The 22,679-nt window shown below is 68.2% G+C and carries 25 protein-coding genes; 8 read left to right on the top strand and 17 right to left on the bottom strand.

Going from position 1 to position 22,679, the window contains the following annotated elements; translation table 11 throughout:
- Positions 1 to 86: 86 nt before the first annotated feature.
- Positions 87 to 869, bottom strand: a complete 783-nt coding sequence (locus tag AC1Q87_RS12425; RefSeq protein ID WP_492609229.1) for an ImuA family protein — start codon at positions 867 to 869, stop codon at positions 87 to 89.
- A 129-nt stretch (positions 870 to 998) separates the two neighbouring features.
- Here AC1Q87_RS12425 and AC1Q87_RS12420 point away from each other — a divergent pair, with 129 nt between their 5' ends.
- On the top strand, positions 999 to 2,123 hold the full coding sequence (locus tag AC1Q87_RS12420) for a WD40/YVTN/BNR-like repeat-containing protein (protein ID WP_492609228.1): 1,125 nt from the start codon (positions 999 to 1,001) through the stop codon (positions 2,121 to 2,123).
- Positions 2,123 to 2,386: a MoaD/ThiS family protein gene (locus AC1Q87_RS12415; protein WP_492609227.1), complete on the top strand. Its 264-nt coding sequence runs from the start codon at positions 2,123 to 2,125 to the stop codon at positions 2,384 to 2,386. Before AC1Q87_RS12420 ends, AC1Q87_RS12415 begins: the two co-directional genes overlap by 1 nt.
- On the opposite strand, the gene AC1Q87_RS12410 is transcribed toward AC1Q87_RS12415, so the two are convergent.
- The 6 genes from AC1Q87_RS12410 to AC1Q87_RS12385 form a co-directional block, all read right to left on the bottom strand.
- Positions 2,383 to 2,733, bottom strand: a complete 351-nt coding sequence (locus AC1Q87_RS12410; RefSeq protein WP_492609226.1) for a hypothetical protein — start codon at positions 2,731 to 2,733, stop codon at positions 2,383 to 2,385. The genes AC1Q87_RS12415 and AC1Q87_RS12410 overlap by 4 nt on opposite strands.
- Entirely contained in the window at positions 2,730 to 3,107 is a 378-nt protein-coding gene (locus AC1Q87_RS12405) for an MmcQ/YjbR family DNA-binding protein (protein WP_492609225.1), read from the bottom strand. The genes AC1Q87_RS12410 and AC1Q87_RS12405 overlap by 4 nt, the downstream gene beginning before the upstream one ends.
- Before the next feature lie 71 nt (positions 3,108 to 3,178).
- On the bottom strand, positions 3,179 to 4,753 hold the full coding sequence (gene serA / locus AC1Q87_RS12400; RefSeq protein ID WP_492609224.1) for a phosphoglycerate dehydrogenase: 1,575 nt from the start codon (positions 4,751 to 4,753) through the stop codon (positions 3,179 to 3,181).
- Positions 4,754 to 4,837: 84 nt separating this feature from the next.
- Entirely contained in the window at positions 4,838 to 6,007 is a 1,170-nt protein-coding gene (locus AC1Q87_RS12395) for a phosphoserine transaminase (protein WP_492609223.1), read from the bottom strand.
- A gap of 132 nt (positions 6,008 to 6,139) precedes the next feature.
- Entirely contained in the window at positions 6,140 to 6,565 is a 426-nt protein-coding gene (locus tag AC1Q87_RS12390; RefSeq protein WP_492609222.1) for a hypothetical protein, read from the bottom strand.
- A 64-nt stretch (positions 6,566 to 6,629) separates the two neighbouring features.
- Entirely contained in the window at positions 6,630 to 6,965 is a 336-nt protein-coding gene (locus tag AC1Q87_RS12385) for a hypothetical protein (protein WP_183775028.1), read from the bottom strand.
- 214 nt (positions 6,966 to 7,179) lie between these two features.
- On the opposite strand from AC1Q87_RS12385, the gene AC1Q87_RS12380 reads away from it, so the two are divergent.
- Both AC1Q87_RS12380 and AC1Q87_RS12375 read left to right on the top strand, forming a co-directional pair.
- Positions 7,180 to 9,081 (top strand): ATP-binding protein, encoded by a 1,902-nt coding sequence (locus tag AC1Q87_RS12380; protein ID WP_492609221.1) that lies wholly within the window; start codon positions 7,180 to 7,182, stop codon positions 9,079 to 9,081.
- A 118-nt stretch (positions 9,082 to 9,199) separates the two neighbouring features.
- Positions 9,200 to 9,568, top strand: coding sequence for a hypothetical protein (locus AC1Q87_RS12375; RefSeq protein ID WP_492609220.1), 369 nt, complete (start codon positions 9,200 to 9,202; stop codon positions 9,566 to 9,568).
- A gap of 64 nt (positions 9,569 to 9,632) precedes the next feature.
- Here the strand turns inward: AC1Q87_RS12375 and AC1Q87_RS12370 are convergent, their stop codons facing one another.
- The gene (locus AC1Q87_RS12370) at positions 9,633 to 10,208 is read right to left on the bottom strand and encodes a nucleotidyltransferase family protein (protein WP_492609219.1); all 576 of its coding nucleotides are present in this window, start codon (positions 10,206 to 10,208) and stop codon (positions 9,633 to 9,635) included.
- Positions 10,205 to 11,008 carry a bifunctional hydroxymethylpyrimidine kinase/phosphomethylpyrimidine kinase gene (gene thiD / locus AC1Q87_RS12365; RefSeq protein ID WP_492609218.1) on the bottom strand — a complete coding sequence of 268 codons (804 nt, stop codon included), beginning with the start codon at positions 11,006 to 11,008 and terminating at the stop codon, positions 10,205 to 10,207. Before thiD ends, AC1Q87_RS12370 begins: the two co-directional genes overlap by 4 nt.
- 96 nt (positions 11,009 to 11,104) lie before the next feature.
- Between thiD and AC1Q87_RS12360 the strand changes: the two genes are divergently transcribed.
- The gene (locus AC1Q87_RS12360; RefSeq protein ID WP_492609217.1) at positions 11,105 to 11,839 is read left to right on the top strand and encodes an SDR family oxidoreductase; all 735 of its coding nucleotides are present in this window, start codon (positions 11,105 to 11,107) and stop codon (positions 11,837 to 11,839) included.
- Here AC1Q87_RS12360 and folP read toward each other — a convergent pair.
- The 3 genes from folP to rpsU all read right to left on the bottom strand — a co-directional run bounded on the left by folP (position 11,836) and on the right by rpsU (position 15,043).
- The gene (gene folP / locus AC1Q87_RS12355; RefSeq protein WP_492609216.1) at positions 11,836 to 12,648 is read right to left on the bottom strand and encodes a dihydropteroate synthase; all 813 of its coding nucleotides are present in this window, start codon (positions 12,646 to 12,648) and stop codon (positions 11,836 to 11,838) included. The two genes, AC1Q87_RS12360 and folP, sit on opposite strands and share 4 nt — an antisense overlap.
- Positions 12,649 to 12,737: 89 nt before the next feature.
- On the bottom strand, positions 12,738 to 14,615 hold the full coding sequence (gene ftsH, locus AC1Q87_RS12350) for an ATP-dependent zinc metalloprotease FtsH (RefSeq protein WP_436059699.1): 1,878 nt from the start codon (positions 14,613 to 14,615) through the stop codon (positions 12,738 to 12,740).
- A 194-nt stretch (positions 14,616 to 14,809) separates the two neighbouring features.
- Positions 14,810 to 15,043 carry a 30S ribosomal protein S21 gene (gene rpsU, locus AC1Q87_RS12345; RefSeq protein ID WP_111275467.1) on the bottom strand — a complete coding sequence of 78 codons (234 nt, stop codon included), beginning with the start codon at positions 15,041 to 15,043 and terminating at the stop codon, positions 14,810 to 14,812.
- A gap of 179 nt (positions 15,044 to 15,222) precedes the next feature.
- On the opposite strand from rpsU, the gene AC1Q87_RS12340 reads away from it, so the two are divergent.
- Together AC1Q87_RS12340 and AC1Q87_RS12335 are read left to right on the top strand one after the other, a co-directional pair.
- A complete protein-coding gene (locus tag AC1Q87_RS12340) occupies positions 15,223 to 15,855 on the top strand; it encodes a COQ9 family protein (protein ID WP_492609215.1) in 633 nt (210 codons plus the stop codon).
- Between the two features lie 202 nt (positions 15,856 to 16,057).
- Complete coding sequence (locus AC1Q87_RS12335) at positions 16,058 to 16,918, top strand: crotonase/enoyl-CoA hydratase family protein (protein ID WP_492609214.1); 861 nt, start codon at positions 16,058 to 16,060, stop codon at positions 16,916 to 16,918.
- A 143-nt stretch (positions 16,919 to 17,061) separates the two neighbouring features.
- On the opposite strand, the gene AC1Q87_RS12330 is transcribed toward AC1Q87_RS12335, so the two are convergent.
- The 5 genes from AC1Q87_RS12330 to AC1Q87_RS12310 all read right to left on the bottom strand — a co-directional run bounded on the left by AC1Q87_RS12330 (position 17,062) and on the right by AC1Q87_RS12310 (position 21,989).
- Positions 17,062 to 18,273, bottom strand: coding sequence for a pentapeptide repeat-containing protein (locus AC1Q87_RS12330; RefSeq protein ID WP_492609213.1), 1,212 nt, complete (start codon positions 18,271 to 18,273; stop codon positions 17,062 to 17,064).
- 105 nt (positions 18,274 to 18,378) lie between these two features.
- The gene (locus AC1Q87_RS12325) at positions 18,379 to 19,332 is read right to left on the bottom strand and encodes a magnesium transporter CorA family protein (protein ID WP_492609212.1); all 954 of its coding nucleotides are present in this window, start codon (positions 19,330 to 19,332) and stop codon (positions 18,379 to 18,381) included.
- 66 nt (positions 19,333 to 19,398) lie between these two features.
- The gene (locus AC1Q87_RS12320; RefSeq protein ID WP_492609211.1) at positions 19,399 to 20,082 is read right to left on the bottom strand and encodes a CHAP domain-containing protein; all 684 of its coding nucleotides are present in this window, start codon (positions 20,080 to 20,082) and stop codon (positions 19,399 to 19,401) included.
- A 67-nt stretch (positions 20,083 to 20,149) separates the two neighbouring features.
- The gene (locus tag AC1Q87_RS12315) at positions 20,150 to 21,250 is read right to left on the bottom strand and encodes an acyltransferase family protein (RefSeq protein WP_492609210.1); all 1,101 of its coding nucleotides are present in this window, start codon (positions 21,248 to 21,250) and stop codon (positions 20,150 to 20,152) included.
- Positions 21,251 to 21,575: 325 nt separating this feature from the next.
- On the bottom strand, positions 21,576 to 21,989 hold the full coding sequence (locus AC1Q87_RS12310; protein ID WP_492609209.1) for a VOC family protein: 414 nt from the start codon (positions 21,987 to 21,989) through the stop codon (positions 21,576 to 21,578).
- 73 nt (positions 21,990 to 22,062) lie between these two features.
- Here AC1Q87_RS12310 and AC1Q87_RS12305 point away from each other — a divergent pair, with 73 nt between their 5' ends.
- Positions 22,063 to 22,641, top strand: coding sequence for a TetR/AcrR family transcriptional regulator (locus tag AC1Q87_RS12305; RefSeq protein ID WP_492609208.1), 579 nt, complete (start codon positions 22,063 to 22,065; stop codon positions 22,639 to 22,641).
- Positions 22,642 to 22,679 lie beyond the last annotated feature (38 nt).

The raw sequence follows: 22,679 nt of genomic DNA, 5'->3' as shown, positions 1-22,679 counted from the left end.
CCTCCGACTTGAGAGAAGTCCCCCTCCGTCTCGTCGCTTCGCGCCGATCCACCTCCCCCAGAGGAGGAGGACCTGGGCGTCGCCCATCAACTTGCGAGACGTTCCGCCGGCGCCAGTTGGCGATCGCCCAGTTCGGCGACCAGACGCAGAGGATGCGGGCCATTCTCGGCCTCCCAGGTGTATGCGGCCTCGGCTTCCATCAGCCACGCGCCGGTCCGCCCGCCCCGGCAGCGCTCCAGTTCGACCCGCCAACGCGGCGGGCCGAGGCCGAATTCTCCTGGCCCAGGTTCGCTGGGCGCAGGCGTGATCTTCCAGCGGGTGGCGGCGGCCGAGCCCGCAGTCTCCCTGCGCGCCTGCCCGCCATAGGGCCGGCGGCGGATCATGAAGCCGGTGGCCCCATGCTTTTCACAGGCCAGCTGCAGCCGTCGGCCGGCGGTCAGGTCCACCCCCTCCACCTCGGCGAAGACGGCGGCCACGCCGAGGGTCGACAGCGCGTCCTCGGCCACCGCCAGGGCTTCGTCCTCGTCGCGGGCGCAGACCTGGATCAGCCGCTCGGCCGGAAAGCCGAGCCCGACCAGGCCAGGGGCGAAGAGATCGTCCCGCCGCAGGATCCACACCGCCTGTCCGCGGCGGGCCAGCGGTGCGGCGGCCAGGGCGGCGAACGCGGCCGGGCATGCGCCGAGCTCGGTCTCCATCCCGGCCCCGAGCAGCTCGTGCCACTGGCCCAGCGGCAGCCCGCCGCCCGGTAGGCAGGCATCGATCGCACCCGCCCCGAAAGGCAGGGATTCGGAGTCCGCCCGGCCGCCCGCCTCGAGGGCGGCGATCTTCGCCTTGAGAGCCGCCAGGCGGCTGTCGCGAAAACCGGACATGGCTTTTCGTTCTCCGAAGTTCTACTTTTGTTCTAGTTTCGGCGACGAGAGAGTCAAGCACCTCCCGGTGGCGCCGCAGGCCGCAAGCGGGTGCTATGCTCGCCGCAAAGAGACGAACGGGAGGTCCAGATGTCGGCCGCAGTTCAGCTTCTCGTCGGCACCCGCAAGGGCGCCTGGATTTATCGCAGCGACGCCGCGCGACGGACGTGGTCGGTGCAGGGTCCGATCTTCCTCGGCCACATCGTCAACCACCTGGTGCTCGATCCGCGCGACGGAAAGACCCTGCTGATGGCCGCCTCGACCGGCCATCTTGGCCCGACGATCTTCCGCTCCACGGACGATGGCGCGACCTGGATAGAGGCGCAGCGACCGCCCGCCTTTCCCAAGGTCGAGGGCGACGGACCGGCGCGCTCGGTCGACCATGCATTCTGGCTGGAGCCGGGTCATGCCGGCGAGCCGGGTGTCTGGTGGGCCGGCGCCTCGCCGCCCGGCCTGTTCCGCAGCGCCGACGGCGGGGCGACCTGGGACAGCGTCGCCGGCTTCAACGACCATCCGAAATACTGGGACTGGTGCCCGGCCGACGGCGGCACGCCCGACGGGGCGCTGCTCAACCAGATCCAGATCGATCCGCGCGATGCGCGCCACATGTACATCGCCACCTCGACCGGCGGCGTGTTCGAAAGCCTCGACCAGGCCGCGAGCTGGAAGCCGCTGAACCAGGGCGTCGAAGCCAACTTCTTTCCCGACCCCTATCCGGAGTACGGCCAGGACGCGCACTATATCGCCTTGGCCCCGACCATGCCCGACCGCATCTGGCAGCAGAACCACTGCGGCATCTATCGCCTCGACCGCCCGGCCGAGCGTTGGGACCGGATCGGCCAGGCCATGCCCCAGGAGATCGGCGACATCGGCTTCACCATCGTCCCGCACCCGCGCGACGCCGACAGCGCCTGGGTGTTTCCGATGGACGGCACCGAGGTCTGGCCGCGCACCAGTCCAGGCGGGCGGCCCGCCGCCTATCGCACCCGCGACGCCGGCCAGAGCTGGCAACGCCAGGATCAGGGGTTCCCCACCGAGCAGGGCTGGTTCACCGTCAAGCGACAGGCCTTCTGCGCCGACGCCAACGATCCGGTCGGGCTCTATCTGGGCGCCACCAACGGCGAGGTCTGGATGAGCGACGACGAGGGCGAAGGCTGGCGGCCGATCGCCCGGCACCTGCCGGAAATCTATTCCGTGGTGGCGGCGCCGCTCTGATGGTTCAGGTGTTCATCCCCTCGCAGCTCACCTCCTACACCGAAGGCGCCAGCCGGCTGGCGGCGGAAGGCGGCAGCATCGCCCAGGTGCTCGACGACCTCGACCGGCGCTTTCCCGGTCTGAAGTTCCGGGTGATCGACGAGCAGGACCGCATCCGCCGCCACATGCGCATCTTCAAGAACGGCGACCGCGCCAAGGACATCGACCAGGCGGTGGGCGACGCCGACGAGGTGCTGATCTTCGGGGCGCTGTCCGGCGGCTAGAGAATCTCGTCAGGCTCCGGAGTGACCGGAAAGCGCACCGCCGCGATCTCCTCGCGGCCCTCCATCCAGGCCTTGGCGAGGCGATGGCCGCCGTCCATCAGCCGGCCGTCGGCGCAGAGGATCACCGGATAGGCGAGATCGGCGTCGAAGATCCGCTGCGCGTGCTCGGCCACCTTGCGGACCGTGGGAACGTGGCGCTCCTGGAACCAGCAGTCGATGTCGAACTCGGCGATGTCGGCGAGCTTCACCTGCTCCACCGGCAGGCCGGCGCTCAGCGCCCACAGCCGGTCGGTCCACCAGAGGCCCCGGCCGCCGGGCACGGGGCGCGTGTACTTCTCTCGGCTCATGGGGTCTGCCGGCTCAGCTTCTGAGGGGCGACCGCGGTGTAGCTCTGCTTGAGCCAGGCCTTGAGCGTCTCAAGTTCGGCCAGGATGTCGTCGTCAGGACCGAAGTCGGCGGTGACCCAGTCGTGCTGCTTGTACCAGCCCCTGGCCTCGCGAACGAAGGGCAGGTCGGCAGCCATCTCCGCCGAGATCGGCAGCTTGACGATGATGGTGAGCGCGTCGAGCGGCTGGGCCTTGTCGCCGAAGACGGCGAACATCTTCTGGCGCATATAGAGACCGCGCGTGAACGCCCAGGCGGGGCCGGCGGTGGTCTCGGGAAAGGTCAGGCCGTAGGCGGTGAGCTCGGCTTCCGCGCGCTGGTGCGGCGTCTGGGACATGGGGCCTCCCTGCGGAGACCGAGGTTGCGCGAGGCCGCACCGCCCGGCAAGGCGGCGCGGCCCGCGACAGATCAGAAGCGCAGGGTGCGCGCTTCCTTGACGTGCGGCAGGGCGCGGATCTTCTCGACCAGCGCGTCGCCCGGATCCTGGTCGACGCCGACCAGGGCGATGGCGTCCTCCCCGGCCGAGACGCGGCCGAGGTTGAAGGTCGCGATGTTGACCTGCTCTTCAGCCAGAAGCGCGCCGAGCGCGCCGATGAAGCCCGGCTTATCGAGGTTGTTCACATAGAGCATGGTCGGGGCGAACGGCGCGTCCAGGTCCATGCCCTTGACCTCGACCACGCGCGGCGCGCCGGCGATCACGGTGCCGGCGAACGAGCGCTTGCCGAGCGCCGTCGTGACGGTGATCCGCACCAGACTGTCGAAAATCGGCGAGTCGTCCTGCTTGCTCTCCGAGACGGTGATGCCGCGGTCCTTGGCCACGGCCGGAGCCGAGACCATGTTCACCTCGGCCAGCATCGGACGCAGGGCGCCGGCCAGCGCCGCGGCGGTCAGCGGGCGGGTGTTGAGGTTGGCGACTTCGCCTTCATAGGCGATGTCGACGGCCTTGACCTCGACGTCGACCATCTGGCCGGCGAAGGCGCCCAGGCGCTCGGCCAGGGCCACGAACGGCTTCAGCTTCGGGGCCTCGTCGGCGGTGACCGACGGGCTGTTGAGGGCGTTGGAGACCGCGCCGGTGAGCAGGTAATCGCTCATCTGCTCGGCGACCTGCAGGGCGACGTTCTCCTGGGCTTCCATGGTCGAAGCGCCCAGGTGCGGGGTGGCGATGAAGTTCTCAGCGCCGAACAGCACGTTGTCCTTGGCCGGCTCCTCGACGAACACGTCGAAGGCCGCGCCGCCGATGTGGCCGTCGTCCAGGCCCTTGCGCAGGGCCGCTTCGTCGACCAGGCCGCCGCGGGCGCAGTTGACGATCAGCACGCCCTTCTTGGTCTTGGCCAGGTTCTCGGCCGACAGGATGTTGCGGGTCTTGTCGGTCAGCGGGGTGTGCAGGGTGATGACGTCGGCACGGGCCAGCAGGTCTTCCAGCTCGACCTTCTCGACGCCCATCTCGACGGCGCGTTCAGCCGACAGGAAGGGGTCGTAGGCGACGACCTTCATCTTCAGGCCGTTGGCGCGGTCGGCGACGATGCCGCCGATGTTGCCGGCGCCGATCAGGCCGAGGGTCTTGGCGTAGAGCTCCACGCCCATGAAGCGGTTCTTTTCCCACTTGCCGGCCTGGGTCGAGACGTCGGCGGCCGGCAGCTGGCGGGCCAGGGCGAACATCATGGCGATGGCGTGCTCGGCGGTGGTGATCGAGTTGCCGAACGGGGTGTTCATAACCACGATCCCCTTGGAGGTCGCAGCGGGGATGTCGACATTGTCGACGCCGATGCCGGCGCGGCCGATGACCTTCAGGTTGCCGGCGGCGGCGATGACGTCCTTGTCGGCCTTGGTGGCCGAGCGGACGGCCAGGCCGTCATAGTCGTTGATGATCTTGAGCAGTTCTTCTTTCGACAGGCCGGTCTTCACGTCGGCGTCGACGCCGCGCTGCTTGAAGATGTCGATGGCGGCCGGGCTCAGCTTGTCGGCGATGAGGACGCGGGGCATGGGAGTTTCCTTGCGGATAAGGGGTAGGCGTCCTCGGCTCCACGCGGTTTACGGGCGTGAAGTCGCGAGGACGCGAGAAGGGCCTTAGGCGGCTTGCAGCTGCTCGAGGGTGGTGGCGAACGCCCAGTCGAGCCACGGGGTCAGGGCCTCGATGTCCGAGGTCTCGACCGTGGCGCCGCACCAGATGCGCAGGCCGGCGGGGGCGTCGCGATAGCCGCCGATGTCGAGGGCCGCGCCCTCCTTTTCGAGCACCGCGGCCAGCTTCTTGGCGAAGTCGGCCTGGGCGTCGTCGGCCAGGGCGGCGACGCGGGCGTCGACCACCTTCAGGCACACCGAGGTGTTCGAGCGGGTCGCCGGGTCGGCGGCCAGGAAATCCACCCAGTCGGTCTTCTCGACCCAGGCGGCCAGGGCCGCCAGGTTGGCGTCGGCGCGGCGCTGCATCTCGGCCAGGCCGCCGATCTGGGCGCCCCACTTCAGCGCGTCGATGGCGTCTTCCACGCAGAGCATCGAGGGCGTGTTGATCGTCGCGCCTTCGAAGATGTCCTTGGCCAGCTTGCCGGCCTTGGTCATGCGGAACAGCTTCGGCATCGGCCAGGCCGGGGTGTAGCTCTCCAGGCGGGCGACCGCGCGCGGCGACAGGATCAGGATCCCGTGCGCGCCCTCGCCGCCCAGCGCCTTCTGCCAGGAGAAGGTCACGACATCGAGCTTGGCCCAGTCGAGATCCTGGGCGAAGGCGGCGCTGGTGGCGTCGCAGATGGTGATGCCTTCACGGTCGGCGGCGATGAAGTCGGCGTTCGGGACGCGGACGCCCGAGGTGGTGCCGTTCCAGGTGAAGACCAGGTCGGCGTCCTTGCGCACCTTGGTCAGGTCCGGCAGCTCGCCGTAGGGCGCGTCCAGGACCTCGGCCGGCAGCTTCAGCTGCTTGGTCACGTCGGTGACCCAGTCCTTGCCGAAGCTCTCGAAGGCCAGCAGCTGGACCGGCTTCGGGCCGAGCATCGACCACATCGCCATTTCCACGGCGCCGGTGTCCGATCCAGGCACGATGCCGATCAGGAAGTCGTCCGGAACCTCCAGCACCTGGCGGGTGCGTTCGATCGCGTCCTGCAGGCGCGTCTTGCCCAGCTTCGAACGGTGCGAGCGGCCGAGTACGGCGTTCTGGAGATTTTCGGGGGTCCAGCCGGGGCGCTTGGCGCAGGGGCCGGAAGAAAACTCGGGGCGAGCCGGACGCATGGCCGGCTTGGCGAGGGTCGTCATATCGATGTCTCCCATCCTTACAGATGAGCAGCACCCCGTTGGGGGGGTGTGGCCCGCGGCGGAGAAACTCCGGATCGCGGCGCAGCGCAAGCAAAAGTTTTCGGACGCTGGCCGCTGGGGGCGGCGCGGTCGCTAGGCGGCCCGGCGCCGTCGCTGCAGCAGGCCGACCACTGCGCCGGCCAACAGGCAGGCGCTAATTCCGAGGAAATTCAGATTGTTGATCCAGGCGTACAGCACGTCGACCGGGCGCGAGGTGACGATGTAGAACGCGTGCAGGCTGAACTGCACCGCATAGAGCAGCATGACGCCGCCGAGCCAGAAGCTGGCGAAGCTGACCGTGATGATCAGCAGACCGATGGCGGTGAGGCCGTCCAGGGTGAGCCGTGCGAGCGCCTGGGCCGAGTCCGGCAGCAGCAGACCGCTCAGGATCGACAACACCACGTTGGCGCCCACGATGGCGCCGCCGAACCGCTCGGCGAAGGTGCCCTTCCAGAGGGCCAGCAGCGAGATCCCCAAGGTGAGGGCGATCAGGCCAAGAACGATCGGTGATGTCGGCATAGCACAGCGCCCCTAACTCGCATTAGGGGCGCAGCACCAGTTAATCTATTGCAACCAAATCGGCTTAGCCGACTTCGCGCATCGCCGTCACGGTTTCGCGCTTACGCATCGCCGGCTTGTCCATGTAGCCGAGCTTGGTGCGGATGCCGAGGCGCAGCTGGGCTTCCGCCAGCTCATTGTGCGCACCGACCATGGCGCTCCGGGCTTCTCCCAGGGCCTTGATGGCTTCCACCATCTTCACCTGCACTTCGTCAGCGAAGACGAGCGAGGCGTTAACTTCCGAACGGGCCTTCAGCAGATCCGCCAGCAGTTCCGTGGCTTCGACCATGGCCTGGTCAACCGCCGCTTCCGTCGAGAACAACTTGGTCGCGACACGCTGCGCGACAAACGCCTTTTCCATGGGGAACCCCTCCGAGGAAATTAACCAACTCCGTCAAGGTAAACCGGAGGTTAAATTCCACCTAGGAGATTCATGTTCCATTAACCACGATTTTATCGCTCGACGGTTGTGATTGTGGCTTTGACGCCACAGTTCGCGCCCTACGCGAGCCTTCTGGAAGCGAACCGTTAGGAGAATTCGCCTAAATCGGGAGCTCGGATGAAGCCCGGGCTCCATGACTGACCAGCCTCGCACCACCGTCTCTCGGCCGCAGATGACCTTCCACGCGCGCGTGGCGGGCGTGGCCCTGATCACGACCGTGGTCGTCCTGGTGGCCGCGTGCCTGACCTTCATGCTCCAGCAGTGGGCTGTCGCGCGCGAACAGAACCACCAGGCTCACCGCGCCCTGTCGGACGTCGTGGCGCGCGCCGCGGCCCCCGCCCTCGCGGCCGGGGACCGGGACGGGGCAAAGCTCTCCATTGCTACGCTCGGCAGCGACGGCAGCGTCACCCTGGCGGTTCTCAAGGACGGATCCGGCGGCACGGTCGCGCGGTTCGAGCGTCCGACGCCGCTGGCCTCGGACTCCTTCGAAGTCATCAACACTCCGCTGACAGCGGACGGTCGCGAGGTCGGCGAGCTGAGCCTGACCTTCGAGACCCCCGCCTTCACGGCCCTGCTTCCGCAATTCGTCGCCCTGACCCTGGCGCTGCTGTTCGGCGGCGTCGGCGTGGCGCTGTTCCTGGCGCGCGGACTCGCCTCTCGGGTGATCGCACCCGTGCTCAAGCTTTCCGAGGCGATGCATGATGTCGCCGCCAGCGGCCGCTTCGCGCCCGTCGAGGTTGAAGCCGACGACGCCCTGTTCCGCAGCCTGACCGACAGCTTTAACCACTTATTGGCGAAGCTCGACGAGCGCGAACAAGCGCTGCAACGGACCCTGCGCGAACTGGTCGAGGCGCGCGACGCGGCCAACGCCGCCAACGTGCTGAAGTCGCAGTTCCTGGCCAATATGAGCCATGAGATCCGCACGCCGCTGAACGGCGTGCTGGCGATGGCCGAAGTCATGTCGATGGGCGACCTGACCCAGGTGCAGCGCGAACGCCTGGATGTCATCCGCCAGTCGGGCGGCCTGCTGCTGGCCGTGCTCAACGACGTGCTCGACCTCTCCAAGATCGAGGCCGGCAAGCTGACCCTGCTGGTCGACGACTTCGATCTGGAAGCGGCCGTCGCCCCGACCCGCGACTCGTTCTCGGTGATCGCCCAGAACAAGGGCCTCGACTTCAAGGTCGAGGTGGCCGACGACGCCCGCGGCGCCTGGCGCGGCGATGCCGACCGCATCCGCCAGATCGTCGGCAACCTGCTCTCCAACGCGGTCAAGTTCACCCTGCAGGGCGAGGTCAGCGCCCGCTTCGACGTCGGCCCGTCGGGCGTGTTGCGCCTGGTGATCCGCGACAGCGGCGTCGGCATCGCCACCGAGAAGCAGGCCGGCCTGTTCGAGAAGTTCACCCAGGCCGACAACTCCGCCACCCGCCGCTTCGGCGGCACGGGCCTGGGCCTCGCCATCTGCCGCGAGCTGACCCAGATGATGGGCGGCGTGATCAGCGTCGAGAGCCGCGAAGGCCAGGGCTCGATGTTCACTGTCGAGCTGCCGCTCGAGCGCGGCGAGCTGACCTTCGAGGAGCCGATCGCGCCGCAGACCGCCGGGGAAGCCGACGAGGGGGCGCTGCGTCTGCTGGCCGCCGAGGACAACCCGACCAACCAGCAGGTGCTGGCTGCGGTGATGGGCTCGCTGGGCATCGACATCGATATCGTCGCCAACGGCCGCCTGGCGTTCGAAGCCTGGCGCGACGGGTCCTACGATCTGATCCTGATGGACATCCAGATGCCGGTCATGGATGGCATCGATTCCGCCCGCGCCATCCGCGCCGCCGAGCGCGAGGCCGGCCGCCTGCGCACCCCGATCATCGCTCTGACCGCCAACGCCCTGTCGCACCAGGTCGAAGAGTACCTGGCGGCCGGTATGGACGGCCACGTCGCCAAGCCAATCGAGATCGCCAAGCTCTACGAAGCGATCAGCCGGGCCCTGACCGAGGCCGCCGCCGCCGGCGCCAACCCCGCCGGGGCCGTCGCCGCGGCCTGACCGCGCTTCATCAAGCTGAACGACAGACAACGACGGCCTCAGACGCGTTTCAGGTCGCCGATGGTCTTCTGCCCATCAACGTCGCTTCCCGCGACGCGGATGTCCAAGGAGGACCGTCATGAAAAAGATCGTTCTGGCCCTGACTGCGGCTTCCGCCCTGGCGGCCGCCGCCGTTCCCGCCGTCGCCCAGCCGCACGGCGGCTATGACCGCTACGATCGGACGCAGCGCGCCGACAACGGCCGCGCCGACCGCCTGATGTGGCGCATCGACCGCGCCGAGCGCACCGGCTCGCTGAACTCCGGCGCCGCCGGTTGGCTGCGTCGCGAAGTGAACAACACCGAACGCCTCGCCTGGCGCTATAGCCGCGACGGCTTCAGCCAATGGGAGCGCCAGGACATCGACCGCCGCTACGACCAGCTGGCGCGCCGCATCGACCGCGACGACCGCCGCTACGGCTACGGCTATGGAAACGACTATCGCCGTTAGGGCGCGAGCTTGAGACACCGGGAAGGGGCGGTCGAGAGGCCGCCCCTTTTCGCGTCTCCGAACCTTAGGCGTCCAGGATCGACAGCTCGGGCCAGCGCTTCTGGGCCGCCTGGGCGGTGCGCAGGAAGCCGCCGGTCACGCGACTTGGGTTGCGCCGCAGGCGCATGGCGAACAGGTCCTCCAGCCCGAACGGGGCGTGGACGGTCAGTCGGTCATCGTCCTCCAGACGGACCCCAACTGCGAACACCGTCGAGGTGAACCGCGACAGGGCCTGGGTGCTGGAGCTCAGCGGTTCGTACGGCTCGCCGAATTTCTGTTCGAACCAGAGGTGCACGCGGGCCTGGTTTCGGACCTCGACCATCTCCTGGAACGGCGGCGCGAAGGCGGCGGCGACCTTGCGGATCACCACGTCCTCAGCCTCGTACGAGGTGTCGGACGCGTCGAAGTAGCCGAGATCGTAGTCCTTGATCCCATAGTCGGGGTCGCGGCCGGTCAGGTGGTTCAGCACCGGCTGATAGACCGCGCCCGAGAACACCAGCCAGTCGGGCAGGTTCAGGCCGCGCACCGTCGTCAGCACGTGCATCAGGCTGGGGGTGGAGCGGACGATGGCCTCGAGCCGCGCGGCGAGATCTTCGCTCATTTGCCGCCCCGCAGCGCCCAGGCGTGATCCAGCGGACCATGGCCGCCGCCGAGACCGGGCGCGGCGCGCATCGCCTCATGCACATAGGCCCATGCCCGGGCCACCGCCTCGGTCAGCGGCAGCCCCTGCGACAGACCGGCGGCGCAGGCCGAGGCCAGGGTGCAGCCGGTGCCGTGGGTATGGCGGGTGTGGATGCGCTCGCCCTCGTAGGTCGTCTCGCCCTGCGGCGTCAGCAGCACGTCGGTGACGGTCTCCCCCGGCACGTGGCCGCCCTTCATCAGGACGGCGCGCGCGCCGAGCTTCAGCAGCGCCTCGCCGACCCGGCGCTGGTCGTCCAGGTTCTCGACCGCCAAGCCGGTCAGCGCCTGGGCTTCGGGCGCATTGGGCGTCAGCAGCGCCGCGCGCGGGATCATCAGGGTGCGCACCGCGTCCATGGCCTCGGGCGCCAGCAGATTCGAACCGCCCTTGGCGACCATGACCGGATCGACCACGGCCGGCGCCGTCGTAGAGTCCAGGATCCGCGCCACGGTCTCCACCATGGCGACGTCGCCCAGCATGCCGGTCTTGATCGCGTCGGCGCCGATGTCGTCCAGCACCGCCCGGGCCTGGGCCTCGACCACCTCGAGCGGAATCGGGTGCACGCCGGTGACGCCCAGCGTGTTCTGCACGGTCACCGCGGTGATCGCCGTCGCCGCATAGGCGCCCAGCATGGTCACGGTCTTGATGTCGGCCTGGATTCCGGCGCCGCCGCCGGAATCCGAACCTGCGATGATCAGCACTCGGCCCAAGGTCTCGCTCATGGACTGCAGGTAGCGCGAGCGCGCGGCGAATGCATCGGGATTTGCGCGGCTGTCCACTGTGGCGCTTGCGCCCAGCCCGCTGCTAACCTGCCCGCCATGAAAGTCGCCCTCGTCACCGGGGCCGGATCCGGGATCGGCCGCGCCAGCGCGATCGCCCTGGGAAAAGCCGGCTATTCGCTCGTCCTCGTCGGCCGCCGCGCCGACAAGCTGCAGGAAACCGCGGCCGCCCTGCCCGGCGAAACGCTGATCCAGGCTGCCGACATCGCCGACGAGGCCGCCGTGGATGCGGCGTTCGAAGCGACCCGCGCCCGCTTCGGACGGCTGGACGTGCTGTTCAACAACGCCGGCGTCTCGGCCGGCGGCCGGCTGGAAGACCTGTCGCTGGACGCCTGGAAGCGGGTGGTCGACGCCAACCTGACGGGCACCTTCCTCTGCACGCGCGCCGCCTTCCGCCTGATGAAGGCCCAGGACCCGCGCGGCGGCCGGATCATCAACAACGGCTCGATCTCGGCCCACGCGCCACGGCCCTACTCGGTCGCCTACACCGCCACCAAGCACGCGATCACCGGCCTGACCCGCTCGGCCTCGCTCGAAGGCCGCGCCTACGACATCGCCTGCGGCCAGATCGACATCGGCAATGCGGCTACCGAAATGACGCTGGCCATGGCCAAGGGCGTGCCGCAGGCCGACCGCTCGTTCGCGCCCGAACCGCTGATGGACGTCAAGGCCGTCGCCGACGCCGTGGTGTTCATGGCCGGCCTGCCGCTGGACGCCAATGTTCAGTTCATGACCGTGATGGCGACCAAGATGCCGTTCGTCGGCCGCGGCTAGCGGGCGGCCGCCACCGCGTCCCAGACTTTCAGCGCCTGCACGGTCTCGGCGACGTCGTGCACCCGCAGGACGTCGGCCCCGCGCTCGACGCCGGCCAGGGCGGCGGCCAGAGAGCCCGCCAGACGCCCGTCCAGCGCCGCGCCGGCGGCCGGGTCGAGCGCGGCGATGAACCGCTTGCGGCTGACCCCGAGCAACACCGGGAAGCCCAGGGCCGCGACCGCGTCCAGGCGGGCGATGAGCGCCAGATTGTGTTCGGGCCGCTTGCCGAAGCCGACCCCGGGATCGAGCCAGATCTTCTCGCGCGCCACCCCGGCCGCCATCGCCGCTTGCGCCCGCTCGGCCAGGAAGCCGCAGACCTCGGCCAGCACGTCGTCGTACTGCGGATCGGCCTGCATGGTGCGCGGCTCGCCGCGCATGTGCATGAGCACCAGATCGCAGCCCAACTCGGCGGCGACCTGCGGTCCGTCCGGTGCATAGCGCAGGGCCGCCACGTCGTTCCAGATGTCGGCGCCCGCCGCGACCGCGGCGCGGGCGACCTGCGGCTTCATGGTGTCGATCGAGATGGCGACCGGGCTCTCGGCCCGGATCGCCGCGATCAGCGGCACGGCGCGGGCGATCTCGTCCTCGGCCGACACCGGCTCGGAGCCGGGCCGCGTCGACTCCGCCCCGATGTCGAGAATGTCGGCGCCCTCGGCGATCAGCCGGCGCGCGTGCGTCAGGGCGGCGTCGGGATCGAGGAAGCGCCCACCGTCCGAGAAGCTGTCGGGCGTGACGTTGACGATCCCCATGACCTTCACCGAACCGGGCATGGGCGGATCTCCTCTAGGCGCAGACAGCAAGACGCCCTCCTGGCGCGGGGCCGGGAGGGCGTCAAGATCGCTAGGTCGTCTGTTCGGCCTTAGGCAGGCTCGGGCCGCGGCGAGATCGGCACCGCCACCGAGGGACCCGTGGGTCGCTTGGAGTCGGCGTCGTCGCGGACGGGCGGGACGCCCTTCAGCGCGTTGATGATCTCGTCGCCGGTCAGGGTCTCGTACTCGAGCAGAGCCTTGGCCAGGGTGTGCAGATCGTCGAGCTTCTCGGTCAGGATCCGCCGGGCCTCGTCGAAGCCGCCCTGGACCAGACGCTTCACTTCGGCGTCGATCAGGTTGGCCGTCTCTTCGGACACCGACTGGGTCCGCGACACCGAATGACCGAGGAACACCTCGTCCTGGTTCTCGCCGTAGGACACCACGCCGAGCTTGTCGGAGAAGCCCCACTTGGTGACCATGGCGCGGGCCAGCTTGGTCGCCTGATCGATGTCGGACGAGGCGCCGGAGGTGATCTTGTCCTTGCCGAAGATGATCTCCTCGGCCATCCGGCCGCCCATCAGGATGGCCAGGCGCGAGGTCATCTGCTCGTAGGACATCGACAGCTGGTCGCGCTCCGGCAGCTGCATGACCATGCCCAGGGCGCGGCCGCGCGGGATGATCGTGGCCTTGTGCACCGGGTCGGTGGCCGGGACGTTCAGGGCGATCAGGGCGTGGCCGCCTTCGTGGTACGCGGTCAGGCGCTTTTCGTCCTCGGTCATGGCCATGGACTTGCGCTCGGCGCCCATCATGACCTTGTCCTTGGCGTCTTCGAAGTCGCGCTGGGTGACCATGCGGCGGTTCTTGCGCGCAGCCATCAGGGCGGCTTCGTTGACCAGATTGGCCAGGTCGGCGCCCGAGAAGCCCGGGGTGCCGCGAGCGATGGTCTTGACCTCGACGTCGGCCGCCAGCGGAACGTTCTTCATGTGGACGCGCAGGATGCGCTCACGGCCGCCGATGTCCGGGTTCGGGACGACGACCTGGCGGTCGAAGCGGCCCGGACGCAGCAGGGCCGGGTCCAGAACGTCGGGACGGTTGGTCGAAGCGATGACGATGATCGCTTCCGACGGGTCGAAGCCGTCCATCTCGACCAGCAGCTGGTTGAGGGTCTGCTCTCGCTCGTCGTTGCCGCCGCCCAGGCCGGCGCCGCGGTGACGGCCGACGGCGTCGATTTCGTCGATGAAGATGATGCAGGGGCTGTTCTTCTTGGCCTGCTCGAACATGTCGCGCACGCGGCTGGCGCCGACGCCGACGAACATTTCAACGAAGTCCGAGCCGGAGATGTAGAAGAACGGCACGCCGGCTTCGCCCGCGACGGCGCGACCCAGCAGGGTCTTGCCGGTGCCGGGAGGGCCGACCATCAGGGCGCCCTTCGGGATCTTGCCGCCCAGGCGCTGGAACTTCTGCGGGTCCTTCAGGAAGTCGACGATTTCCGTCAGCTCTTCCTTGGCCTCGTCCACGCCGGCGACGTCGTCGAAGGTGACGCGGTTCTTGTTCTCGGTCAGCATCTTGGCCTTGGACTTGCCGAAGCCCATGGCGCCGCGGGCGCCGCCCTGCATCTGACGCATGAAGAAGATCCAGACGCCGATCAGCAGCAGGATCGGCAGGCTGTTCAGGAACAGGCCCAGCAGGCCGCCGCCGGCCGACTTGACGCTGATGTCGGCGCCGCCGGATTCCAGCCGCTTGATCAGGTCGTCCTGATTGTTCGGGGTCAGGGCGGTGTAGGACTTGCCGCCGGCGTCCTTGATCTCGATCGCCGTGCCGCGGAACGTCGCGGCCTTGACCTCGCCGGAGTTCACCTTGCTCAGCAGCTGCGAGTAGGAGATCTGGCCCGACGCCCCGGCCGCCTGACTGCCGCCGGTCATCATGCTGTAGAGGCCGATCAGGACGACGACGATGACGCCCCAGATGGCGAGATTACGCAGGTTCATGACGCGCCTTCGTGAAAAGTGTCTCTCAAAGCCCACTGTAGGTGGGAGTGGCCATGGGCACTAGCAAGCCTCGTGCCGCGCGACCGAATATCGCGGTTCGTTGAACGAGCTTGGCCGGGCCCGATTCCAGACATGCAAAGGGCCGCGCAGTCTCCCGCGCGGCCCCCCACACTTAGGCATAAAGCCTTAATTTCTTACCGGCTCGGCTTCTTCGGCGCGGCGATCAGGCCTTCGCGTTGAGCGCGCTTGCGGGCCAGCTTGCGCGCGCGGCGCACGGCTTCGGCCTTTTGGCGAGCGCGCTTTTCGCTCGGCTTTTCATAGTGCACGTGCCGCTTCATTTCGCGGAACGAGCCCTCGCGCTGCATCTTCTTCTTCAGCGCCTTGAGGGCCTGATCGACATTGTTGTCGCGGACGAAAATCTGAACCAGAGGTCTCTCTCCTATCACCCGTTCCCGCTCGGCCTTCCTGACATCAGGCGGCGGCGAACGGATAAAAGCCTTGCGACCCGTCGAGCGAAGGCCCTTCGGGTTGAGCGCGGCGAGATATCAGAACCCGGCGGCGATGTCCACGGCGGACAGGCGGAAAAACCACCGCTAAGATGCCGCGCATGGCCAATGTAGACGATTGGGCGCAGGACGCCGAACGGCAGGTTCTCGACGCCGCCTTGCAGATCGCCGCCGATCGCGGCTGGACCTGGCCGACGGTCAAGGCGGCCGGCGCGGCCGGCGGGCTGTCGGACGCCGACGTCGAACTGCTGCTGCCGCACGGTCCGCGCGACCTCGCCGCCTTGCTGGCCAAGCGACACGACGCCCTGACCCTGGCCGCCCTGCCCGCCCCGGACGGCCTTAAGATCCGCGAACGCATCCGCACCGCGGCGATGACCCGGATCGACATCGCGGCGCAGGACGAAGCCGCCGTTCGGCGTTGGGCAGGTTTCCTCGCCCTGCCGATACACCTGCCGCTGGCGCTGCGGCTGCTCTGGGAGAGCGCCGACCAGCTGTGGCGCTGGGCCGGCGACACGGCCACCGACGAGAACCACTATTCCAAGCGCGCGATCCTCTCGGGCATCCTGGCCAGCGCGCTGGCCATCCGGCTGTCGTCGGGCCGCGACGCGGCCGCCGCCTTCGTCGACGCCCGCATCGAGAACGTCATGGCTTTCGAGAAGTGGAAGGGCGGCCTGAAGCCCTCGCAGCTGCTGACCGACGTCGCCGGCGCGCTCGGCAAGATGCGCTACGGCTGACACCAAACTTTTCCTCTCCCCCGCGGGGAGAGGTTAGGTGAGGGGGCGGGGCTCGCCGCTCCGCCGACGTCGCCGCAGATGCGTCGCTCCGCGCCGCTTACCCCCCACCCTCTCCTCTCCCCTCGAGCGGGGAGAGGAAAAGAAGCTCCCTTTCCCTGACGTCGCGCGCGATATGACTGCGCGACAATTCAGGGAGCAGCCGATGACCGACGCCTTTTCGACCGAGTGGACCTGTTTCGACGTCAGCCTCGACGGCCACGTCGCCCACATCCAGCTCAAGCGCCCCGAGGCGATGAACTCGATGATCCGCGAGTTCTGGAACGAGCTGCCGGTGATCGTGAAGGACATCGACCACAACGCCCGCGCCCGGGCCATCGTGATCTCCTCGACCGGCAAGCACTTCAGCGCCGGCATGGACTTGGCGGTGTTCGGCGGCGGCGGCTCGTCCTCGGCCAACCAGAACCAGGACCGCCACCTCAACGCCGAGCAGCAGCGCCATCATATCCTGTGGCTGCAGGACTGCTTCGGCTGCCTGGACGCGGCGCGCATCCCGGTGATCGTCGCCATCCAGGGCGGCTGCATCGGCGGGGCGGTCGACATGACCAGCGCCTGCGACATCCGCTACGCCAGCGCCGACGCCTTCTTCTGCATCCAGGAGATCAACATCGGCATGACCGCCGACGTCGGGACCTTCCCGCGCCTGTGCAAGCTGATCCCCGAGGGCTGGGTGCGCGAGATGGCCTATACCGGCCGCCGCATGCCGGCCGCCAAGGCCAAAGAGATCGGCTGGGTCAACGAGGTGTTGCCGACCCACGAGGACTGCGTCGCCCACGCCCTGGCCACCGCCCACGAGATCGCGTCCAAGGCGCCGCTGGCGGTCACCGGATCGAAGGTGATGATCAACTACGCCCGCGACCACACCATCCAGGACGGCCTGGACTACATCGCCGTCTGGCAGACCGGCATGTTCTCGGGCCCGCACATGGGCGAGGCGTTCGCGGCGAAGTCCGAGAAGCGCGAGCCGGTGTGGCAGGGGCTGCAGCCGCTGAAGCACGGGATGTAGGGCCACCTACGATCGTCATCGCCGGGCTTGTCCCGGCGCCCCATAGACGCCCCGTCGGGACGTTAGCGAAAAGCCCCATGACGATGGCGCTTATGGGTGGCCGGCACGGAGGCCGGCCATGACGAACGGGTGGGTGTTACGCCTCAGCCGTCCAGCTCGGCGTCGGTGAGCACGCAGCCGTCGAGCTTGGCGTCGGAGAGGTCGGCTTCCACGAAGCGGGCGCGCAAGGCGAAGGCGCGGCGCAGGTCGGCCTGGCGCAGATTGGCGCGAGAGAGGTCGGCGCGAACGAAGCGGCCCTGGCCGATCTCCAGCGGACCGAGGATCGCCCCGCGGAGGTCGGCGCGGGTGAGCTGGGCGTCGATCAGGCGCGCGCCCCGCAGGTCGGCCATGCGCAGATTTGCCCCGCGCAGGTCGCAGCGCGACAGATCCGCCCCCTGCAGCTCGACGCCCTCGAGATTCATCCCGAACAGCACCGAGCCGGGCGCGAACAGGCCGCTGAGCTTGCGGCGCTTGAGCGTGCCGACGGGACGGAAGTCGATGTCGGCCAGCCGGGCCGCAGCGCCGGCCCGGCCGCCGCTATCGCAGAAGGCCTCGTGCGCAGCCAACACATGGCTGAGCGGGCGTTCGTCGACATAGACCACCGCCGGCGGCGCGCGCAGCACGTCGGAGAGGTCGGCCCCCTCGACGGTGGCGAAACTGAAATCCACGCGAATGAGAATGGCGCGCCGCAGCGAAGCGCCGGAGAGGTCGGCGCCCGCCACCTGGGCCCCGGTCAGGTTAGCTCCATCGAGCTTGGCCTTGATCAGGCGCGCCCCGCCCAGTTGGGCGTCGGTCAGGTTGGCGTCCGTGAAATCGGTGGCCAGGGCCGAGGCCCCGGTCATCTGGGCGCCGGTGAGGTCGGCGCCGGCGAGCACCGCGAAGTTGAGCTCGCCCGGGCCGCCGGCGTGATCGAGGTAGCGGAAGCCCTCGGTGCGGTCCTGCAAGGCGATGCGTCCTTCGCGCAGGTCGCAGCCGGCGAGATTGGCGCCGGTCAGGTTCGCGCCGCGCAGCGAGGCGCCGCGCAGGTCGGCCTTGGAGAGGCTCGCCTTGCGCAGGTTCGCATCACGCAGGTCCGCGCCGAACAGGATCGCGCGGTCGAGCTTCACTCCGGCCAGCATCGCGCCCGACAGCCGCGCGCCAGTGAGGTCGGCGTCGCTGAGGTCGAGGCCCTCAAGCTTCAAACCCGACAGATCCGCATAGGCCAGGTTCGCCCGACGCCCGCCGGTGCGGTGGGCGAGGTAGCGGCGATGGGCCTCCAGGGTTTGCCGAAGCGCCTGGGGATCCAGCGGCCGATGAAGATTTGCGACTGCGGACATGTGGACCGGTTTGAGGAACGAGGCCCTCAGGATCAGACATCGCGCTTAAGGAACGGTTGCACAATTGTGACTTCACCGTGGCGACATCTAACGCCGGTCGGCGATCTACAGCCAACCTTTCTTCTTGAACCAGATAAACGGGGTAACTCCCGTGATAACCATAAGCAGAAGAGCCAATGGATACCCAAATATCCAGTGCAATTCCGGCATCACGTCGAAGTTCATCCCATATATAGACGCGACGAGCGTGGGCGGCAGGAAGACGACTGCGACCACGGAGAAGAACTTGATGATGCTGTTTTGCTCGATGTTGATCAGGCCCAGGGCCGCGTCGAGCAGGAACGAGATATGGCCGGAGGTGAAGCTGGAGTGCTCGGTCAGGGCCTGAATGTCGTGCTGGATCGACGTCAGGTGGCTGCGGCGCCCCTCGGGCTTCTGGAACTCCGGGGCCAAGGCCGCGAAGCTGGCCAGGCGGCTCAGCGAGACCAGGCTCTTGCGCGCCATCGAGGTAATGGACTGAGCCCGCGAGAGGTCGGTGAGCAACGGCCCGAAGGCGGTGCTGGGCGGGCGATTGAAGATCGCCACCGAGGTTTCGTGAACCAGCGACGACTGCTGCTCGAGGACCTCGGCGCAGCGCTCGGCGATGGCGTCCAGCAGCTCCAGCGCCGCCTCGCCGCCGTCGCCGATCGGGAGCTTGGCGCAGCGCTGGGAGAAGATCGAGAACGCTTTCAGCGGCTCGTAGCGGATGGTGATCAGCACATCGGCCAGCAACACGAAGGTCACCGGCGTGGCGACCGGATGCGGTTCGTCGGCGCGCGCCAGCAGGGTGGCGGTCAGAAAGGTCGCGCCGTCTTCCTGGTAGAGGCGCGAGGACGGCTCGACGTGAGCGGTCTCCTCGCGGGTCGGAAGGTCGATGCCGTAGGCCTGCTCGACGGCGCGCTCCTCCTCGGCGGACGGCGAGACCAGGTCGATCCAGATGATGTCTTCGCCGGGCCGCCAGCCTTCGCCGATGGTCTCAGGCGTCAGTCCGCGGCCGGAGCGGCGAAGCAGGTTCAGCATGGAGCTCTCCGCGCGGGAAGGAGCCCCATCTGAAACGTCGGAGGGTGGGCGTCAACGCCCGGCCGGTCAGTTGGACTCGGCCGGCGGGGACATCTGGGTCGCGGCCTGGATGAGGGCGGCGATCCGGTCGGTGGAGTCGGCGGCCTGGCTCAGCATCTGCAGCGGGCCGGCGCCGGGGCGGACGACCGAGGCGACTTGGTTGGCCGCGCCCTGGGCGACGGCGAGCGCGGTGTTCTGCGCGCCGTTGAGCTTGTTGCTGGCCATGCGCAGGGCGTTGGCGTCCTGGTAGATGAAGCCGTGGGTCGGATAGGTCGACGAGCCAAGATCACGCACGGGATCGTACCAGACCTTGACCTGCGACCAGTCGCCGGCCGGCGAGACGTCGATGACGGTGACGTCCTTTTCGATCTGTCCACGGGTGCCGCCGATGCGCGACCAGTTGGCGTGGGTGATCTGGATGACGCGGTCGGTCAGCACCTGGCTGACCACGGCGACGTGGCCGAGACGCATCTTGCCGGTGGGCTTGAAGCAGAGGACCGCGCCAGCCTTGGGGCTGAAGCCGGTTTCGTACTTGCCGACCGCCTGACGCCACCAGGTCCAGGCGTCGCCATAGATCTGCACGCCCGAAATCAGCCGCGCGAACGGGACGCACTGCCAATAGGTGTCGGCCATCGCACCCGAGATGGGGGCGAAAAACATAACCGCCGCGGCGGCCAGGGAGCCGATCACGGCCCTCGGGCGTTTAAGCATGTTACGGGTACTCCCCCACGCGAACAGCGTAAGGGGTAACCATCTCACGCCGCGATGAAAAGAGTCTTTACGCGCCTGCGGTAGAAGGTCGCCGAGCCTCCCACGCATCCGCCCACAGCTTCATGCGGGCCCGAGCCGGCTTTTCGATAAGATGATACGACGCCGCGGCCAGTGGAACGACTCCGCCCAGGAAAACTAACCACAGCCAAAGAGGCAGGCGCTCGTCGTTGAGCTCAAATACTTTCGAGGCCGCGTTCACGAATACTATCTTCCACGGAACACAGACCATGTAGACGGAGTAGCTGATCTCGCCCAGATAAACGAGCTGCGCGTTACCAAATGTTTCAGTGCCGCTTTGCGCCATGCGCGCGAGGAAGAAGATCACGGCGCCAAGGCCGGTCACAATTACGGCATCAGGAGCGGCGATCGCCGCCATAATAAGCACCGCGAGGGTCGAAACGAGCGCTCCGTTGAGGGCGCTGCGACGATTCTGCGAGGGCCGCGCGCGCCAGAGGGCGTGCAGGGCGCAGCCGTAGGCGAAGCACGGAACGATGCGTAGCGCGCCCCACTGGATGGTCGCCTGGGTGAGCGGGAAGCCGGCCAGATGCTGGAAGACCGCATAGAGTCCTGCCAGGAAAGCGACCGCCAGGCCGAGCGCGACGACCGGCCGGTCCTTGAGCGCCAGAGCGCCCCAGGCGAACAGCGGGAAGGTCAGATAGGCGAACCATTCGGCCGAGATCGACCAGGAGGGATGGTTGAACGCCGCCTGCGGGGCCAGCCCCCAGGCCTGGACCAGCAGCAGGTTCGCCGGCAGCGATTCCCAGGAGAGGATGTTCGAGTCGATGCCGAAGCCGGCCGCCTGGGCGCCGAGCGCCAGCACGATCATGCCGAGCAGGGTGGCCAGGTGCAGCGGGTAGACCCGCGCCAGCCGGTTCCAGAGGAACGAGCCGTAGCGGAAGCGCCCCTCCTCCAGGCTGGTCCGGTAGACGTGGCAGAGGATGAAGCCGGACAGGACGAAGAACAGCTCGACGCCGAGATAGCCCTTCTGCACGAACAGCGGGATCGCCGCGTCGAAGTCGAGCTTCGGCCAGTAGTGGAACAGCACCACCCAGAAGGCGGCGAAGAACCGCAAGGAGGTGAGCTGGCGGATGTTCGAGGCGTCGTTCATAGGCGGCTTCGTCCCGTTCCGGCGCCGTTCTCGGCGCGCTTCTGGGGCGAGTGCAATTCGCGCACCGAGCGAACCCCAGCGCGAAGACTAGGCCGGCAAGCCTGACCATTCGGTTACGGGGCGTTCCGTTGCTCCCCTTCTGGGCGGACGAAGAACTTCATCTTCGCCAAAACTGTCATCCCGGTTTGCGCAGCAAGACCGGGACCCATGAACACCAGATGGCGCGGACTACGGCGCGGAGTTCAGTTCTGAAGCTCCAGCGCGAATGGGTCCCGGTCTTCGGCCTGCGGCCGAAACCGGAATGACACGATGGCGTCGGCCGCGCCTACGCCGCCGCGGTCATGTAGCGGTCCCAGAAGCCCTCGGCCGGTTCGATCTGCTCGACAACGTCGACCCAGAGGCCGGAGGGATCGAAGAAGCCGAAGCGCAGCTGGCCGAACGGCTCCTGGGCCAGGGCGTAGTCGACGCGCAGCCCGCGGCCGCGGAACTCCTCGTAGGCCAGGGTGGCGTCCTCGACCTGCAGCTCGAAACACATGCCGTGGCCGGAGAACGCCTGCGGGCCCGGCGGGTTGGAGGGGTGGTTCGGGTGCATGAAGGCCAGGGTCGCCCCGTCGGCGGCCAGCAGGATGAACCAGTCGGCCTCGAAGACAACCTCGAACCCCAGGTGGGCGGTCCAGAAGTCGCGGCAGTCGGCGAGCTTGGGCGTGACGATGATCGGGTAGCGGTCGACGAACTTCATGGCGTCTGTCCCTTGATCGGTTTCGGCGTCGAGTTAAGATACAGACTGTCTGTATGTCAAATGGGAATCGGCAATGGGCGTTAAGGCGGAGCGGGCGGCGGCGACACGGACGCGGCTGGTGAACGCGGCGCGCGACCTGTTCGCCGCCCAGGGCTACGGCGCGACCAGCACCGAGGCGATCCTGGCCGCGGCCGGGGTGACCCGCGGGGCGCTCTATCACCACTTCGCCGACAAGCAGGCGCTGTTCGCAGCGGTGTGCGAGGCGCTGCACGGCGAGGCCGAGCAGGCGATCGAGACCGACGCCGACGCGCAGGGCTCGGCCTTCGACGGGCTGGTGGCCGGGTGCCTGGCCTTTCTCGACTTCATGGCCGCCCCGCAGGTGCGCCGGATCCTGATCCTCGACGCACCCAGCGTGCTGGGCTGGGAGGCCTGGAACGAGATGGACCGCCGGCACGGCTTCGGCCTGCTGGTCGAAGGCGTGCGGGCCGCGGTCGACGAAGGCGGCCTGCAGGGCGATCCCGAATCCCTGGCCGTGATGATCAACGGGGCGCTGAACTACGGGGTGGTCTGGGCCGGCCACGCCGAGGGACCTGAGGCGCTGGCGCGGCTGAAATCGAGCTTTGTTGAGACCCTCGCCCGCTTGCGGCGGTGAAACTCCACCTTATCTGACGCGGTTGGCTCGATAGAATT

Source organism: Phenylobacterium sp. GW823-FHT02A09 (assembly GCF_058797775.1).
This window is presented reverse-complemented; position numbering and strand designations above follow the sequence as displayed.